Origin of the sequence: Terrabacter aerolatus, assembly GCF_007991735.1 — a bacterium.
GTDB lineage: Bacteria > Actinomycetota > Actinomycetes > Actinomycetales > Dermatophilaceae > Terrabacter > Terrabacter aerolatus.
The window spans coordinates 29,926-46,605 of the sequence record NZ_BJYX01000002.1 but is presented as its reverse complement, the minus strand read 5'-3'; the positions used below and the strand labels follow the sequence as shown (position 1 = coordinate 46,605).

Here is a 16,680-nt window from a genome sequence, read left to right as displayed (position 1 = left end):
GCAGAACGCGCCCAGAGGCACAGGAGTTCGCCTCAGTGTGGGGGTGGTGCACCGCCTGCGATGTCGCGGATTGTGGTGCGAGGTCAGGATACCACCCGGCCACCTCCGGTCGGGCGAAGACGGGCGCGCCTTCGAAGGTCAGCGAGCCCGCACCGTCGCACCATGCGTCGGGACCGTCGGCACGAGGCGCTCCCAGCGCGAGGCCAGGTGGCCCGCCCGGACGTCGTCGGCGGCGTCCCGCGTCGTCAGCACGAGCACGCTCGGACCGGCTCCCGAGACGACGGCCGCCCGGCCCTGCGAGCGCAGCAGGTCGACGAGCTCCATGGTGTCGGGATACGAGGGCCGGCGCGCCTCCTGGTGCAGCCAGTCGCGGGTCGCGGCGTGCAGGTGCGCGGGGTCGGCCGTGAGGGCATGGACGAGCAGTGCCGCCCGCCCGGCGCCCGCCGCGGCCGAGGCCAGCGGCACGGTGGCCGGCAGCACGGCACGGGCCGTGCGCGTCGCGAGCTGGGTCTCGGGGACGAAGACGACCACCTCGACGTCGGGGTGCAGGTCGAGGCGCGCGGTCACGGTGCGCTCGCCCTCGTCGAGCCCGGTGCCGTCGGGCATCCAGCTGACGGTGAGGCCTCCCAGCACGCTCGCCGAGGCGTTGTCCGGATGCCCCTCGAGCAGGCTCGCCAGATGTGTCGCCAGCCCGAGGTCGACCGGCACGACGTCACCGGGAGCGGGCCAACCGGCATACGCGCCCTGGAGCACATCACACGAGAGTGCCTGTGCCGCAACGACGCCCGCGACGATGGCAGTGGCGGACGAGCCGAGGCCACGACTGTGCGGGACACCGTTGACGGCCTCGAGACGCAGGCCGGTCGGCGGCTCGACGCCGAGCACGCCCCAGGTGTGCTCCAGCGTCGCGTGGACGAGGTGACGCTCGTCGGTCGGGACCTCACCGGCCCCCTCCCCCGTGACCTCGATGACGAGGCCCGGGGTGTCGGAGGTCGTGACGACGTAGTCGTCCCACAGCCCGAGCGCCAGGCCGATCGAGTCGAAGCCCGGGCCGAGGTTGGCGCTGCTCGCGGGCACGCGCACGTGGACGGACCGGCCCGCAGGCACCCGGTTCACGCGGTCAACCCTCGAGACCGAGCGCCTGGGCCGCCGAGAAGGCGTCAACCGAGACGCGGGTCGGCACGACCTCTCCCCCGTCAGCCGTGCGCAGCGCCCACTGCGGGTCCTTGAGTCCGTGGCCGGTGACGGTGCACACGATGCGCGCCCCGGAGGGAACGAGGCCCGCCGCGTGGCTGGCCAGCAGGCCGGCGACGGACGCGGCCGAACCGGGCTCGACGAAGACCCCCTCCTGCGCCGACAGGAAGCGGTGCGCCTCGAGGATCTGGTCGTCGGTGACCGCGTCGATGCGGCCGCCGGACTCGTCGCGGGCGGCGACGGCCTGCTCCCACGACGCCGGGTTGCCGATGCGGATGGCGGTGGCGATGGTCTCGGGGTGGTCCACGGGGTGGCCGAGGACGATCGGCGCGGCGCCGGCCGCCTGGAAGCCCCACATCTGCGGCAGGTGCGTGGCCGGTCCGGGCTGGTCGCTGACGGACGGGTCGGCGGAGTACTCGCGGTATCCGCGCCAGTAGGCGGTGATGTTGCCGGCGTTGCCGACCGGCAGGCAGTGGATGTCGGGGGCGTCGCCGAGAGCGTCGACGACCTCGAAGCTCGCGGTCTTCTGCCCCTCGATGCGGGCCGGGTTGACCGAGTTGACGAGCTCGACGGGATAGGCCTCGGCGAGCTTGCGCGCGAGGGTGAGGCAGTCGTCGAAGTTGCCGTCGACCTGCAGCAGCGTGGCGCCGTGGGCGATGGCCTGGCTCAGCTTGCTCATGGCGATCTTTCCGTCGGGCACGAGGACACCGCACGCCATGCCGGCCTTGGTGGCGTAGGCCGCCGCCGACGCGCTCGTGTTGCCCGTGCTCGCGCAGATGACGGCCTTGGCGCCCTTGCGCGCCGCGACGCTCATCGCGGTCGTCATGCCGCGGTCCTTGAACGAGCCCGTGGGGTTGAGCCCTTCGTACTTGAGGTGCACCTCGGCGCCGACGAGGGCGGAGAGCTTCTCGGCGTGGATCAGGGGCGTGCCACCCTCGTGCAGGGTCACGACGGGCGCCCCCTCGAGCATGGGGAGGCGGTCGGCGTACTCGCGGATGACTCCGCGCCACTGGTGGGCCATCACGAACCTTCCACGCGCATGACGGAGTTGACGCCACGGACGACGTCGAGCGTGCGCAGGCGCTCGACCGTGGAGGACAGGGCCGCATCGCTCGCGGAGTGCGTGACGATGATGAGGTTGGCCCGGGCGGCCCGGCCGTCGCCGGCGGGGACGAGCTGCTGGCGCACCGTCTCGATCGACACGTCGTGGTCGGCGAACGCCGCGGCGACCTGCGCCAGGACGCCCGAGCGGTCCTCGACGTCGAGGCTGATGTGGTACCTCGTCTGGGCGTCGCCCATGGTCAGCACGGGCAGGTCGGCGTAGGTGGACTCCCCCGGGCCGAGGCCTCCGCCCACGCGGTGACGGGCCACGGCGACGAGGTCGCCGAGGACCGCGGAGGCCGTGGGGTCGCCACCGGCCCCCTTGCCGTAGAACATCAGCTCCCCGGCGGCGTCGGCCTCGACGAAGACCGCGTTGAAGGCCTCGCGGACCCCGGCCAGCGGGTGCGACCGCGGGATCATCGCCGGGTGCACGCGGACGCTGACCCCCTTGTCGCTGCGCTCACAGATCGCGAGGAGCTTGACGATGGAGTCCATCTCCCGTGCCGCCGCGACGTCGGCCGCCGACACCTCGGTGATGCCCTCGCGGTAGACGTCGGTGCCCGAGACCCGGGTGTGGAAGGCGAGCGAGGCGAGGATGGCCGCCTTGGCGGCGGCGTCGAAGCCCTCGACGTCGGCGGTCGGGTCGGCCTCGGCATAGCCGAGCGCCTGGGCCTGCTCGACCGCGTCGTCGAAGCCCGCCCCGGTCGTGTCCATCTTGTCGAGGACGTAGTTGGTGGTGCCGTTGACGATGCCGAGCACGCGGCGCACCTCGTCGCCGGCGAGCGACTCGCGCAGCGGCCGCAGCAGCGGGATCGCGCCGGCGACCGCGGCCTCGTAGTAGAGGTCGACGCCGTGCCGGGCCGCGGCTGCGTAGAGCGTCGGCCCGTCCTCGGCGAGCAGCGCCTTGTTGGCGGTGACGACCGACGCGCCGTGCTCCATCGCACGCAGGATGAGCGACCGGGCGGGCTCGATGCCGCCGATGACCTCGACGACGACGTCGGCGCGGGTGACGAGCTCGTCCGCGTCCGTCGTGAAGAGCGCCGGGTCGACGCCGAGGGCGGCACGGTCGCGCCCGGCGCGACGGACCGCGATGCCGACGATCTGGAGCGGCGCACCGACCCGCGCGGCCATGTCGTCGGCGTGCTCGACGAGCAGGCGCGCCACGGCTCCGCCGACGACACCCGCCCCGAGCAGGGCGACGCGCAACGGCTGGGGGTCACTCACGGCGCTGTCCACGGCGGCAATCCTGCCGCCTGTCCGGGTGGTGGACGGTCATTGTTTCGCGATCCGGACATCCGTGACGCAGGATCTGCAGGCCCATCAGACGTCGAGGGCGAGCAGGTCGTCGATGGTCTCGCGGCGGACGATCACACGGGCCACGCCGTCGCGGACGGCGACGACCGGCGGCCGGGGCGTGTGGTTGTACTGGCTCGACAGGGACCGACAGTAGGCGCCGGTGCCCGGCACGGCGATGAGGTCGCCGGCCCCGACGTCGCCGGGGAGGAACTCGTCCTTGACGACGATGTCGCCGCTCTCGCAGTGGCGGCCGACGACGCGGGCCAGCACGGGAGCGGCCTCCGAGGCCCGGTTGGCCACCGTGCACGAGTAGTCGGCGTCGTAGAGGGCGGTGCGGACGTTGTCGCTCATGCCGCCGTCGACCGAGACGTAGACCCTCCGGGCCCCGCCGTCGAGGTCGACGGGCTTGACGGTGCCGACCTCGTAGAGGGTGAAGGTGCTCGGGCCGGCGATGGCTCGGCCGGGCTCGACGGAGATCCGGGGCACGGCCACCTGCTCGGCTCGGCACTCGCGGCCGATGATCTCGGCCATGCCCGCGGCGAGGTTCTTCGGCGGGAGCGGGTCGTGCTCGGTCGTGTAGGCGATGCCGAACCCGCCGCCGAGGTCGAGCTCGGGCAGCTCGACGCCGAGCTCACGGGCGATCTTCGTGTGCAGGCCGACGATGCGCCGGGCCGACACCTCGAAGCCGGCCGTGTCGAAGATCTGGGAGCCGATGTGGCTGTGGAGGCCGAGCAGGCGCAGTGACTCGGGCTTGTCGAGGATGCGCCGGGCCGCCTCGAACGCGTGGCCTCCAGCCAGGGACAGGCCGAACTTCTGGTCCTCGTGCGCGGTGGCGATGAACTCGTGGGTGTGGGCCTCGACGCCGACCGTGACGCGGATGAGGACGGGAGCGACCACGCCCAGGTCGGTGGCGACGCCGGCCACGCGCTCGATCTCGTCGAGGGAGTCGACGACGATGCGGCTCACGCCGTACTCGAGGGCGTCGCGGATCTCGGCGACGCTCTTGTTGTTGCCGTGCAGCCCGATCCGGTCACCCGGGACACCCGCGCGCCTCGCCACCGCCAGCTCACCACCGGTGCACACGTCGAGGTGGAGCCCTTCGTCGTGGACCCAGCGCGCGACCTCGGTGCAGAGGAACGCCTTGCCGGCGTAGAAGACGTCGGCGCCACCCGACAGGTCGTCGAAGACCTCGGCATACGTGTTCTTGAAATCCCTTGCGCGCGAACGGAAGTCGTCCTCGTCGATGACGTATGCCGGGGTGCCGAACTCGCGGGCCAGCTCGGTCACGCTCACCCCACCGACCGTGAGCACGCCGTCGCTCCCCCGACCAACGGACGTCGCCCAGAGGGTCGGGACGAGGGCGTTGACGTCGACGGGTGTCTGGAGCCACGCGGGGCCCCGGTAGCCCTCCGCGTGCAGCGCTCCTGCTTCGTGTGCGCGCATGCCTACATCCTCTCCGGGGCCGCCGCGCCCAGGCGCGCGAGTCCATTGCGCAAGACGACCCGGGCGGCGTCGGCGAGGAGCAGCCGGGCGACGTGGACGGGCTCGGGGGGGCTGCCCACGACGAGGGGTCTGACCGGATGGTCCCAGGCGTCGGCCGACGCGGCCAGGTCGGTGACGGCGCGACGTTGCTGGGTCTCGTCGCCGGCGTGCCTCTCGAGTCGCTCGGGCAGGTCCGCCAGGGCCACGAGCAGGTGTCGCTCGGCGACGTGGGTCAGCTCACCGAGACGGGCCGATGTGCGTCGTTCGACGCCGGCCACCTCGGCGTTGCGGATGATCCGGCACAGGCGCGCGTGGGCGATCTGGGCGGGACGCAGGGGGTCGTCGGGGCCGCGGCTGCCGGGAGTCTCGACGATCTCGCGTCGGGGACCACCCTCGTCCAGGGCGTAGCGGTCCTGCTCCTCGAGGACCCGGGTGACGATGGCGGACCGGACCGAGTCCTCCAGCGTGAGGGCGATGAGCCCGCTCGGCGCGACCTCGACCGCGGCGACGGGCTTCTGGAGCGTCAGTCCCCTGGCGAGCACGCGAGCGAGGTCGCGAGGATCCAGGTCGAGCCGGGGCGCCCAGCGCTGGGCGACGGGTGTCACCCAGTCGGCGACGACCCCGGCCGCGCGACGGTCGGCGGGACGGAAGACCGGCCCCGCGGGCGGACCGGCCTCGGCCTCGTCGGGCAGCTCGCCGGTGCGGGCCGCCAGGGCGGCAACCTCCTGCAGGAGGGCGCGCAGCTGCTCCGGCGTCATGGGGCCCGAGTCTACGAGGGGCCGGCCGACAGGCTGGACGAGAGGTCCGGCGGCGTCGCGGCTCCCGACGTGGGGCGCGGACGACACGAGGCCCTGAGAGGGCGCGTCGCGCGTTCTCAGGGCCTCGTTCGTGTGCGTGCCCCCGGCAGGATTCGAACCTGCGCTCCCGCCTCCGGAGGGCGGTGCTCTATCCCCTGAGCTACGGGGGCGGCACGCACTTTCGTGCGCCCGGTGAGATTAGCAGCAGACGGCGCTCGACGCGGAATGCACCCCCCGGGCCGTGGAGGCGGACGGCCGACGGCTGCCACGATGGCGAGGTGACGACCCCCGAGGACATCGACTGGTCCGCACCGGCAGTGGCGGCCCACTACGACGAGCTCCCGCTCTGGTCGGCGCCGTTCGGGCTCATGCTGCTCGACCGGGTGCCGCTGCGGCGCGGGCAGAGGGTCGTCGACGTCGGCGCCGGCACGGGGTTCCTCACCGTCGAGCTCGCACAGCGCTGTGGGCCCGAGTCGCGGGTGACGGCCGTCGACCCGTGGGCGGCGGCGATGGACCGCCTGGCCGACAAGGTGGCCCACCTGGGCCTGCCCAACGTCGAGCTGGTCGTCGGCTCCGCGGAGCACCTGCCGATGCCGGACGCGTCGGTCGACCTCGTCGTCTCCAACCTCGGCGTCAACAACCTCGAGGACCCGGCCGCCGTGCTGCGGGAGTGCGCCCGCGTCCTGCGCCCCGGTGGGCGTCTCGTGACGACGACGAACCTCGTCGGCCACATGGGACAGGTGTATGCCGCCTACCGCCTCGCCCTGACCGAGCTCGGTCAGGCCCGGCACCTCCCCGCACTGGAGGCGCAGGAGCAGCACCGGGCGACGGTCGGCTCGGTCACCGCCCGGTTGACCGATGCCGGCCTGGAGGTCGTCGACGTCGCCACCGACACCTTCCGGATGCGTTTCGCCGACGGGCGTGCGCTGCTCGCCCACTGGTTCGTCAGGCTCGCCTTCGTCCCGGGCTGGCGCTCCGTCGTCCCCGCGGACGACGCCGACCGCGTCCTCGAGCGCGTCGCGGACCGTCTCGACGCGCTCGCAGACGAGCAGGGGGCGCTCGAGCTCACGGTTCCGATGGCCTGTGTGACGGCCGTGCGCCCCCAGCCGCCGGACAGCCGGCCCGTGCCACGATGAGGTCGTGCTCATCTCCAAGCCCGTCGCCGAGGCCATCCGCGCCGGCACCGTCACGCAGGCCTTCCGCCGGTGGGACGCCCCACGCGTCAAGGTCGGCGGTCTCCAGCTGACCTCCGCCGGCCTCGTCCGCTTCGACCGCGTCAGCCGGGTCCGGGACCCCGAGAAGCTCACGGAGCGCGACGCGCGCCGGGCCGGCCTCAAGGACCTCGCCACCCTCCAGCGGTTCCTCGCGCCGACGGTGCGCAGACCGTCCCCGCGCGGCGGACGGGGCGGCGACACGGTCTACCGGATCACCCTCAGCTGGGCCGGTGAGGACCCGCGGATCGCCCTGCGCGAGAGCCTTCCCGACGACGAGACCCTCGCCGGTATCGCCACCCGGCTCGAGCAGCTCGATGCGCGACCGACCGGCCCGTGGACGCGCGAGATCCTCGAGTGGATCCGGGACAACCCTCAGGTGGTCAGCAAGGAGCTGGCTGCCCTGCGCGGCGTGGAGCTGCTCCCGATGAAGGTCGACATCCGCAAGCTCAAGGCCCTCGGGCTGACGATCAGCCACGACGTGGGCTACGAGCTCTCACCGCGCGGGACGGCATACCTCGAGTGGCTGGGGCGACAGCCCGGCTGAGCGCGACGTGCTGCTCCATCGCGCGACGGCGGCTCAGCGCTGCGTCGTGTCCGTGACCTCGCCGACGAGCTCCTCGAGGACGTCCTCGAGGAAGACGACGCCCGTCACCGTGGCGTCTCCGTCGATGACGCGGGCCAGGTGGGCGCCGGTCAGCTGCATCGTGGCGAGCACGTCCTCGATGTCGTCGTCCTCGCGGACCGTGGCGAGGCGCCGCACCCGCTTGGGCGGGATCGGCTGCTCGTGCCGCTCGTCGTCGGCGTAGAGGATGTCCTTGAGGTGGAGGTAGCCGGCGATCTCACCGGCGGCGTCGCGGACGGGGTAGCGCGAGAACCCCTGCTTGGCGACGAGACGCTCGATGTCGGCGGGGGTGGCGCCGAGTCCGACCGTCGTCAGCGACCGCACGTCGACGGCGACCTCGCGGGCGCGCTTGTCGGAGAACTCGAGCGTCTTGGCGACGAGACCGTGGCGCTCCTCCTCGATGAGCCCCTCACGCCTCGACTCGCCGACGATGTGGGCCACCTCCTCGACCGTGAAGGCCGAGGTGATCTCGTCCTTGGGCTCGACGCGGAAGAGGCGCACGAGCGACTTCGCGACGGTCTCCATGGCATGGATGATCGGGCGCAGGGCGCTGGCGATGAAGAAGAGCGGCGGCACGAGCACGAGCGCGGCGCGGTCCGGGCCTGCGATGGCGAGGTTCTTGGGGATCATCTCCCCGACGACGACGTGCAGGTACGACACGATGAGCAGCGCGAGCGCGAGGGCCACGCCGCTCGCCCACGCGTCGGACAGTCCCCACCCGGCGAAGACCGGCTCGAGCAGGTGGTGCAGGGCCGCTTCGGCGAGCGCGCCGAGCCCCACCGAGCAGACGGTGATCCCGAGCTGCGCCGTCGCGAGCATGGATCCCAGACGCTCCAGGGCGAGCAGGCACGACTGCGCCCGCTTGCTCCCGGCGTCGGCGAGCGGTTCGAGGGTCGAGCGCCGCACCGCCATGGCAGCGAACTCCGCACCGACGAAGAAGGCATTGCCGAGCAGGAGGAACACCGAGACGACGTAGACCCAGGGGCCGCTCACGAGGGCTCCCCCGACCGCTCGGCCGACGGCACACGCCCACCCGGTCCGGCGGACGCCGAGGCCGGCACGCCGTCTCGGTCGTCGGCGGACCCGGGCGGCAAGGACTCCGGGTCGGGCACGAAGCGCAGGCGGTCCACCCGGCGGCCCTCCATGCCGACGACGTTGATGCGCCAGCCGGGCACGCGCACGACATCGCCGACGACGGGGACCCGGCCGAGGCTCGTCATGACGAAGCCGCCCATCGTCTCGTACGTCGTCCCGTCCGGCACGTCCGCGTCGAAGGCGTCACGCACCTCGTCCGGGCGCCAGAGACCGGGCACCGTCCACGACCCGTCGATGAGCTCCCGTCCGCCCTGACGACTGCGATCGTGCTCGTCGGAGACCTCGCCGACGATCTCCTCGACGACGTCCTCGAGGGTGACGATGCCCGACGTGCCGCCGTACTCGTCGACGACGACGGCCATCTGGAAACCGCCCTCGCGCAGCTCGCGCAGCAGCGGGTCGAGCCGGATCGTCTCGGGCACGACGAGGCGGTCGGACATCAGCGCCGAGACCGGCACGTCCTTGCGCCGCTCGTGCGGGACCGCCATCGCCTTCTTGACGTGGACGACGCCGTCGATGTCGTCCCAGTCCTCCCCGAGGACCGGGAAGCGCGAGTGACCGGTGCGCCGCGACAGCCGCAGCACGTCGTCGGCCGACTCGTCGCGGTGGATGCCGGTGCAGCGCACCCGGGGCGTCATGACGTCGTCGGCCGTGCGCTCCCCGAAGCCGAGCGACCGGGTCAGCATGCGCGCGGTCGTGACGTCGAGCGTCCCGGCCTCGGCCGACCGCTGGACGAGGCTCGCGAGCTCCTGCGGGGTGCGTGCGCCCGACAGCTCCTCCTGCGGCTCGATGCCGAGCGCACGGAGGAACCCGTTGGCCGAGCCGTTGAGCACGACGATGAGCGGCTTGGCGATGACGGCGAAGACGCGGACCGGCAGGGCCACGACCTTCGCGGTGGCGAGCGGCGCCGAGATGCCGAGGAACTGAGGGAGCAGCTCCCCGAAGACCATGGAGAAGATCGTCGCGATGAGCAGGGCCAGCCCGCTCGAGAGCGCGTCGACGGCTCCGGCCCCGAGCCCGAGACTCGTGAGCGGACCTGCCACGAGCACACCGATCGAGGGCTGCGCGAGGTAGCCGACGACGAGGGTCGTCAGGGTGATGCCGACCTGGGCGGCCGACAGCTGGGTCGAGAGCTGCTTGAGCGACTGGAGCACGACCCGCGCCCGCGCGTCGCCCTCGTCGATCGCGCGCTGGACCGTGGGCCGGTCGATGGCGACGAGCGAGAACTCGGCGGCGACGAACAGCGCCGTGCCCGCGGTGAGCAGCACCGCACCGAGGACGAGCAGCCATTCGGTCACCGGAGGACCGCCCGTCGGGCCGGGACGGCAGAGCCGACCGTGGCGGTCGGGACCTGGTCGCGAGGGAAGGTCATGGTGGCCCAACTATAAGGAGAACCTCGAGTCCACGGCGGTCCGGGCCACCTTCGCCACCTGCGTGTGGACGGGGTATGCCGTGTGGTTGAGTTGAGCGCATCACGGCGGGGGCCTGCGGCCCGCGCGCGGGACGAGGGAGGGATCACGGTGGTGCACGGACGACCGGAGTTCACCGGGCGCATCGAGGTGCGCGGGCTGACGAAGCGGTTCGGCTCCTTCACCGCCGTCGACGGGCTCGACTTCGACGTCGAGCCGGGGCGCATCACCGGCTTCCTCGGCCCCAACGGCAGCGGCAAGACCACGACCCTGCGCATGCTGCTCGGGCTCGTGCGCGCCACGCACGGCACCGCGACCATCGACGGGCACCGCTACGCCGAGATCGCCAACCCCCTCACCGTCGTCGGGTCCGCGCTCGAGGCGACGAACTTCCACCCGGGGCGCACCGGGCGCAACCACCTGCGCGTGCAGGCGGCCGTGGCCGGGGTCCCCGACTCCAGGGTCGACGAGCTGCTCGAGCTCGTCGGCATACCGGCAGCCGCACGCAAGCGGGCCGGAGGCTACTCGATGGGCATGCGGCAGCGCCTCGGCCTCGCCGCCGCGCTGCTCGGCGACCCCCGGGTCATCATCCTCGACGAGCCCGCCAACGGCCTGGACCCCGAGGGCATCCGCTGGCTGCGCGGCTTCCTGCGCCACCTCGCCGACGAGGGCCGCACCCTGCTCATCTCGAGCCACATGCTCTCCGAGGTCGAGCAGACCGTCGACGACGTCGTCATCATCGCCAACGGCCGGCGGGTCGCCCAGGGCACCGTCGCCGACCTGCGCGGCGAGCCCACGGCGTACGTCCGCACGTCCGACCCCGAACGCCTGACGCAGGCGCTCCGGGACCGCGGGCTGAGCGTCGCCCCGAAGGGGCGCGGGCTACAGGTCACGACCGAGGACCTCGCGGTCGTCGGCGACGCGGCCCACGCCAGCGACGTCGCCATCCACGAGCTGCGCAGCGAGCAGACGCACCTCGAGGAGCTCTTCTTCAACCTCACGGACAGGGACGAGCACCGCAACCGCAACCTCGACGCCCGCCCGTCGGGGGGCCTCCCCGTCGACCTGCCGCCCCCGAGCGGACCACCGATCGACCCCGCGCTGCTCGCGGAGCCCGTCGAGTCCGGCGAGCCCGGCGAACGCGTCGAGCGCCGCGCGTCGACCACGCCCGCGATGCCGGCCGGCCGGCCCGACGACGACGGAAGGCCCCGATGACCGCCGCGGTGCGCGCCGAGCTGCGCAAGCTCTTCACGACGCGCCTCTGGTGGGGCATGGCCATCGCCGTGCTCGTCAGCGGCGCGGCCTTCGCGGTCCTCTTCGCCTTCGTCTTCACGAGCGACGCGGTGCGCGGGCCACAGGCTGCCGCCGCACCTCGCACCGACGCCGCCCTGGCCAAGGCCGTCTTCACCGGCGGCCTCCAGGTCGGCTACCTGCTCACCCTGGCGATCGGGGTCATGACGATCGGCTCGGAGTACCGCCACCAGACGATCACCGCGACCTTCCTCGCCCTCCCCCGGCGCGGGCGGGTCATGGCGGCCAAGGTCGTCTCGCTCCTCGTCGTCGGCGCCCTCTACGGCGTGCTCTCGCTCGCCGGGGCCGTCGGAGCGGGCACGGTCGTGCTGACCTCCAAGGGCGTCGCGCCGTTCGCCGACACCTCGATCTGGCGCACCCTCGCCCTGTCGCTCCTCGTCCTGGGGCTCTGGGCCCTCATCGGCCTCGGCGCCGGCATCCTCATCCCGAACCAGGTCGCCGCGCTGCTCATCTCGGTCGCCGTGGCCTGGATCGTCGAGCCGCTGCTCGGCCTCGTGCTCGCGCTGACCGACTGGGGCAAGAGCATCTCCCCCTACCTGCCCAGCCGCGCCACGAGCGCCATGCTCGAGTCCACGAGCAGCGGCTTCGACGGGCAGCCGGTCCACCAGCTGTCGTGGTGGGCCGGCGCCCTCGTGCTCATGGCGTATGCCGCGGTCATGGCCGGTCTGGGCACGTGGCGGACGCTGCGCGCCGACATCACCTGAGCCGTGACGGACCGGCGGCGGCCGACGTGACGAACGCCTCTCCGGACACCCGGATCGACATCCGGGCCCACGGCGGGTATCCGTGTCTTCGGGGCTAGGCTTGACCCCTGTATAGGCAAAGACGCACCCCAGCCAACGAAAGAGGCGCATTCGTCGTGTCCGATCAGTCCACGTCCGGTGACCCGATTGCAGCATTCGGGCCGAACGAATGGCTCGTCGACGAGCTCTACCAGCAGTTCCTGACCGACAAGACCTCGGTCGACAAGGCCTGGTGGGGGTTCTTCGAGGACTACCGGCCGGGCGACGGCGACACGGGCGCGGCTGCGCGCCGGGCAACGGGTGCGACGGGTGCCACGGGTGCCGCGACCACGACGAAGGCACCGGCGACGAGCGCCCCGTCCAACGGCTCGAACGGGGCCTCGAACGGGGCCTCGAACGGGGCCTCGAACGGGGCCTCGAACGGTGGCGCCGCCGCCACTCCCGCGGCGAAGGTGCACGTCGCCCCCGCGGTCGCGGCTGCGGCTGCTCCCCAGACCGCGCCTGCGGCAACGACTGCTGCCGCCGCTCCTGCGGCCACACCCCCGGCGGCGAAGGTCGAGCCCAGGACCGAGCCGAAGGGCGAGCCGGCCGCCGAGGCGCCGAAGCCGCGCGACATGCCGGCCGTCAAGGGCACGGGACCGGTCAACGAGGACGTCGTGACCCCGCTGCGCGGCGCGCCCTCGCGCGTCGTGGCCAACATGGAGGTCTCCCTCACCGTCCCGACCGCGACGAGCGTGCGCGCCGTCCCGGCCAAGCTGCTCATCGACAACCGCGTCGTCATCAACAACCACCTGGCCCGTTCGCGTGGCGGCAAGGTCAGCTTCACCCACCTCATCGGCTACGCCATGGTCAAGGCCCTGGCGCTCATGCCCGAGATGAACAACGGCTTCACCGAGGTCGGCGGCAAGCCCGCCCTGGTGCGGCCCGCCCACGTCAACTTCGGTCTGGCCATCGACCTGCAGAAGGACGACGGCACCCGCACCCTCGTCGTCCCCTCGATCAAGTCGGCGGAGGAGATGGACTTCGTCCACTTCTGGACCGCCTACGAGGACATCGTCCGCAAGGCCCGCGCCAACAAGCTGACGGTCGAGGACTTCCAGGGCACGACGATCTCGCTGACCAACCCCGGCGGCATCGGCACCGTCCACTCGGTGCCCCGCCTCATGAAGGGGCAGGGCGCCATCATCGGCGTCGGCGCCCTCGACTACCCCGCCGAGTGGCAGGGCGCGAGCAACGAGACCCTCAACAAGAACGCCGTGAGCAAGATCCTCACGCTCACCTCGACGTACGACCACCGGATCATCCAGGGCGCCCAGAGCGGCGACTACCTGCGGATCATCCACCAGCTGCTCCTCGGCGACAACCGCTTCTACGACGAGATCTTCGAGTCGCTGCGCATCCCCTACGAGCCGGTCCGCTGGATCCAGGACATCGACTCCTCGCACGACGACGACATCAACAAGGTCGCCCGGGTGCAGGAGCTCATCCACGCGTACCGCGTGCGCGGCCACCTCATGGCCGACACCGACCCGCTGGAGTACAAGCAGCGCCGTCACCACGACCTCGACGTCACGACGCACGGCCTGACGCTGTGGGACCTCGACCGGACGTTCGCCACCGGCGGCTTCGGGGGCTACCCGTTCCTCAAGCTGCGCAAGATCCTCGGCATCCTGCGTGACTCGTACTGCCGCACCGTCGGCATCGAGTACATGCACATCCAGGACCCCGAGCAGCGCAAGTGGATCCAGAACAAGGTCGAGCGGCCCTACGAGAAGGCCAACCGCGACGAGCAGATGCGGATCATGCGCCGGCTCAACGCCGCCGAGGCCTTCGAGACGTTCCTCCAGACGAAGTTCGTCGGGCAGAAGCGCTTCTCGCTCGAGGGCGGCGAGTCGGTCATCGCCCTGCTCGACCGCATCCTGTGCCGCGCCGCGGGCGAGAACCTCGACGAGGTCTGCATCGGCATGCCGCACCGCGGCCGGCTCAACGTGCTCGCCAACATCGCAGGCAAGTCCTACGGCCAGATCTTCCGCGAGTTCGAGGGCACCCAGGACCCGAAGTCGGTCCAGGGCTCCGGCGACGTCAAGTACCACCTCGGCACCGAGGGCGAGTTCGTCTCCGAGGACGGCAGCAAGACGAAGGTCTACCTCGCCGCCAACCCGAGCCACCTCGAGGCCGTCAACCCGGTGCTCGAGGGCATCGTCCGGGCCAAGCAGGACCGCCTCAACCTCGCCGGCGAGTCCTTCACCGTGCTGCCCGTGCTCCTGCACGGCGACGCGGCCTTCGCCGGCCAGGGCGTCGTCGCCGAGACGCTCAACCTCTCGCAGCTGCGCGGCTACCGCACGGGCGGCACGATCCACGTCGTCATCAACAACCAGGTCGGGTTCACGACCTCGCCGAGCAGCTCGCGCTCGTCGGTGTACTCGACGGACGTCGCCCGGATGATCCAGGCGCCGATCTTCCACGTCAACGGCGACGACCCCGAGGCCTGCGTGCGCGTGGCCGAGCTGGCCTACGAGTTCCGCCAGGAGTTCAACAAGGACGTCGTCATCGACATGGTGTGCTACCGCCGCCGTGGTCACAACGAGGGTGACGACCCGTCGATGACGCAGCCACTCATGTACAACCTCATCGAGGCCAAGCGATCGGTCCGCAAGCTCTACACCGAGTCGCTCATCGGCCGCGGCGACATCAGCGTCGAGGACGCCGAGGCCGCGCTGCGGGACTACCAGCAGCAGCTGGAGCGGGTCTTCGTCGAGACGCGGGAGGCCAAGAAGGCCCAGACCGCCCCGGCGGCGACCGTCGGCGACCGTGACTCGGACGCCCCGGACAACGCCGGTCTCGAGCGTCCGACCGCGCAGGTCCAGGACGACGAGGCGCCGGTGCGCTCGGCCACCGAGACCGGTGTCCCGGCCAGCGAGATCGTCCACATCGGCGAGACGTTCGCGAACCCGCCCGAGGGCTTCACGATCCACCCGAAGCTCAAGCAGCTCATGGACAAGCGGGCCCAGATGGTCCACGAGGGCGGCATCGACTGGCCCATGGCCGAGCTGCTCGCCTTCGGCACCCTCCTCAAGGAGGGCACCCCGATCCGCCTCGCAGGTCAGGACAGCCGCCGGGGCACGTTCGTCCAGCGGCACGCGGTGCTCATCGACAAGAACAACGCGGAGGAGTGGACCCCGCTGCTCTACCTCGGGGAGGGCCAGGCCCGCTTCTGGGTCTACGACTCGCTCCTGTCCGAGTACGCCGCGATGGGCTTCGAGTACGGCTACTCCGTCGAGCGTCCCGACGCCCTCGTGCTCTGGGAGGCCCAGTTCGGCGACTTCGGCAACGGGGCACAGACGATCGTCGACGAGTTCATCTCCAGCTCCGAGCAGAAGTGGGGCCAGCGCAGCTCGGTCGTGCTGCTCCTCCCCCACGGCTACGAGGGCCAGGGTCCCGACCACAGCTCGGCGCGCATCGAGCGCTACCTCCAGCTGTGCGCCGAGAACAACATGACGGTCGCCTACCCCTCCACCGCGGCGAGCTACTTCCACCTGCTGCGTCGTCAGGCCTACGCCCGCCCGCGCACGCCGCTCGTCGTCTTCACCCCGAAGTCGATGCTGCGCAGCAAGGCGGCCGCGAGCTCGGTCGAGGACTTCACCGCTGGCGGCTTCCGCCCGGTCCTGCCCGACCACGACGGCGTCACCAAGGACGTCACACGCGTGCTCTTCGCGAGCGGCAAGATCGTGCACGAGCTCGACGCCGAGCGGGAGAAGCGCGGCGACACCTCGACGGCCGTCGTCCGCGTCGAGCAGCTCTACCCGATCCCCGAGCAGGAGATCGTCGACGCCGCAGCGAAGTACCCCGGCGCCGAGCTCGTGTGGGTGCAGGACGAGCCCCGCAACCAGGGCGCGTGGCCGCTCATGGCCCAGTGGCTGCACGAGGACCTCTGCGACCTCGGCGAGACCCGGCCGTGGCGCGTCGTGGCACGCAAGGCCGCGGCGTCGCCCGCCACCGGCTCGTCGAAGAAGCACGCCGCCGAGCAGGCCGAGCTCATGGAACGCGCCTTCGGGCGCTGACCGCGGGCGGCGTCACCGGCGCCCCCCATCGCAGCGAGGGACCCCACCACGACGGTGGGGTCCCTCGCTGCGTTCGGCCGTGACGGCATACCTGCTCGTCGTCCCCGGCCCGAGATCGGGGGCACCTCCCCGGCCCGCCTCCACGAGCCCCACCCCGCCACGCGATAACCTCCCATCGTGTACTTCACCGACAGGGGCATCGAGGAGCTGGCGGCCCGGCGCGGCGAGGAGGACGTCACCTTCGAGTGGCTCGCCGAGCAGCTGCGCACGTTCGTCGACCTCAACCCCGAGTTCGAGGTGCCGGTCGAGCGACTCGCGACGTGGCTCGCCCGACTGGACGACGACGAGGACTGAG

Annotated in this window: 13 protein-coding genes and 1 tRNA gene; 6 read left to right on the top strand and 8 right to left on the bottom strand. The window is 72.1% G+C overall.

From position 1 onward, the window contains the following. Positions 1–138: 138 nt before the first annotated feature. The 6 genes from TAE01_RS02570 to TAE01_RS02545 all read right to left on the bottom strand — a co-directional run bounded on the left by TAE01_RS02570 (position 139) and on the right by TAE01_RS02545 (position 6,040). Positions 139–1,116 (bottom strand): homoserine kinase, encoded by a 978-nt coding sequence (locus TAE01_RS02570; protein WP_147063119.1) that lies wholly within the window; start codon positions 1,114–1,116, stop codon positions 139–141. 4 nt (positions 1,117–1,120) lie between these two features. Then, positions 1,121–2,215, bottom strand: coding sequence for a threonine synthase (gene thrC / locus TAE01_RS02565; RefSeq protein WP_147063117.1), 1,095 nt, complete (start codon positions 2,213–2,215; stop codon positions 1,121–1,123). Continuing rightward, complete coding sequence (locus TAE01_RS02560; RefSeq protein ID WP_147063116.1) at positions 2,215–3,531, bottom strand: homoserine dehydrogenase; 1,317 nt, start codon at positions 3,529–3,531, stop codon at positions 2,215–2,217. Before TAE01_RS02560 ends, thrC begins: the two co-directional genes overlap by 1 nt. 84 nt (positions 3,532–3,615) lie before the next feature. Beyond that, a complete protein-coding gene (lysA, locus tag TAE01_RS02555; RefSeq protein ID WP_147063114.1) occupies positions 3,616–5,034 on the bottom strand; it encodes a diaminopimelate decarboxylase in 1,419 nt (472 codons plus the stop codon). Positions 5,035–5,036: 2 nt separating this feature from the next. After that, positions 5,037–5,831, bottom strand: coding sequence for a DALR anticodon-binding domain-containing protein (locus tag TAE01_RS02550; RefSeq protein ID WP_147063112.1), 795 nt, complete (start codon positions 5,829–5,831; stop codon positions 5,037–5,039). Between the two features lie 137 nt (positions 5,832–5,968). Next, a tRNA-Arg gene (locus TAE01_RS02545) sits at positions 5,969–6,040 on the bottom strand. Positions 6,041–6,148: 108 nt separating this feature from the next. Here TAE01_RS02545 and TAE01_RS02540 point away from each other — a divergent pair. Beyond that, positions 6,149–7,006, top strand: a complete 858-nt coding sequence (locus TAE01_RS02540) for a class I SAM-dependent methyltransferase (RefSeq protein WP_222594044.1) — start codon at positions 6,149–6,151, stop codon at positions 7,004–7,006. A 4-nt stretch (positions 7,007–7,010) separates the two neighbouring features. Then, positions 7,011–7,628, top strand: a complete 618-nt coding sequence (locus tag TAE01_RS02535; protein ID WP_147063110.1) for an ASCH domain-containing protein — start codon at positions 7,011–7,013, stop codon at positions 7,626–7,628. Between the two features lie 33 nt (positions 7,629–7,661). Here the strand turns inward: TAE01_RS02535 and TAE01_RS02530 are convergent, their stop codons facing one another. After that, positions 7,662–8,699: a hemolysin family protein gene (locus TAE01_RS02530; protein WP_147063108.1), complete on the bottom strand. Its 1,038-nt coding sequence runs from the start codon at positions 8,697–8,699 to the stop codon at positions 7,662–7,664. Continuing rightward, positions 8,696–10,099 (bottom strand): hemolysin family protein, encoded by a 1,404-nt coding sequence (locus TAE01_RS02525; protein WP_147063106.1) that lies wholly within the window; start codon positions 10,097–10,099, stop codon positions 8,696–8,698. The genes TAE01_RS02530 and TAE01_RS02525 overlap by 4 nt, the downstream gene beginning before the upstream one ends. 225 nt (positions 10,100–10,324) lie before the next feature. Between TAE01_RS02525 and TAE01_RS02520 the strand changes: the two genes are divergently transcribed. From TAE01_RS02520 to TAE01_RS02505, 4 genes are all read left to right on the top strand, one after another. Then, positions 10,325–11,425, top strand: a complete 1,101-nt coding sequence (locus TAE01_RS02520; RefSeq protein ID WP_246111095.1) for an ABC transporter ATP-binding protein — start codon at positions 10,325–10,327, stop codon at positions 11,423–11,425. Continuing rightward, positions 11,422–12,225 carry an ABC transporter permease gene (locus TAE01_RS02515; protein ID WP_147063104.1) on the top strand — a complete coding sequence of 268 codons (804 nt, stop codon included), beginning with the start codon at positions 11,422–11,424 and terminating at the stop codon, positions 12,223–12,225. Before TAE01_RS02520 ends, TAE01_RS02515 begins: the two co-directional genes overlap by 4 nt. Before the next feature lie 155 nt (positions 12,226–12,380). Next, positions 12,381–16,325, top strand: a complete 3,945-nt coding sequence (locus tag TAE01_RS02510) for a multifunctional oxoglutarate decarboxylase/oxoglutarate dehydrogenase thiamine pyrophosphate-binding subunit/dihydrolipoyllysine-residue succinyltransferase subunit (RefSeq protein ID WP_147063102.1) — start codon at positions 12,381–12,383, stop codon at positions 16,323–16,325. A gap of 177 nt (positions 16,326–16,502) precedes the next feature. After that, a complete protein-coding gene (locus TAE01_RS02505) occupies positions 16,503–16,679 on the top strand; it encodes a DUF6104 family protein (protein ID WP_147063100.1) in 177 nt (58 codons plus the stop codon). Position 16,680 lies beyond the last annotated feature (1 nt).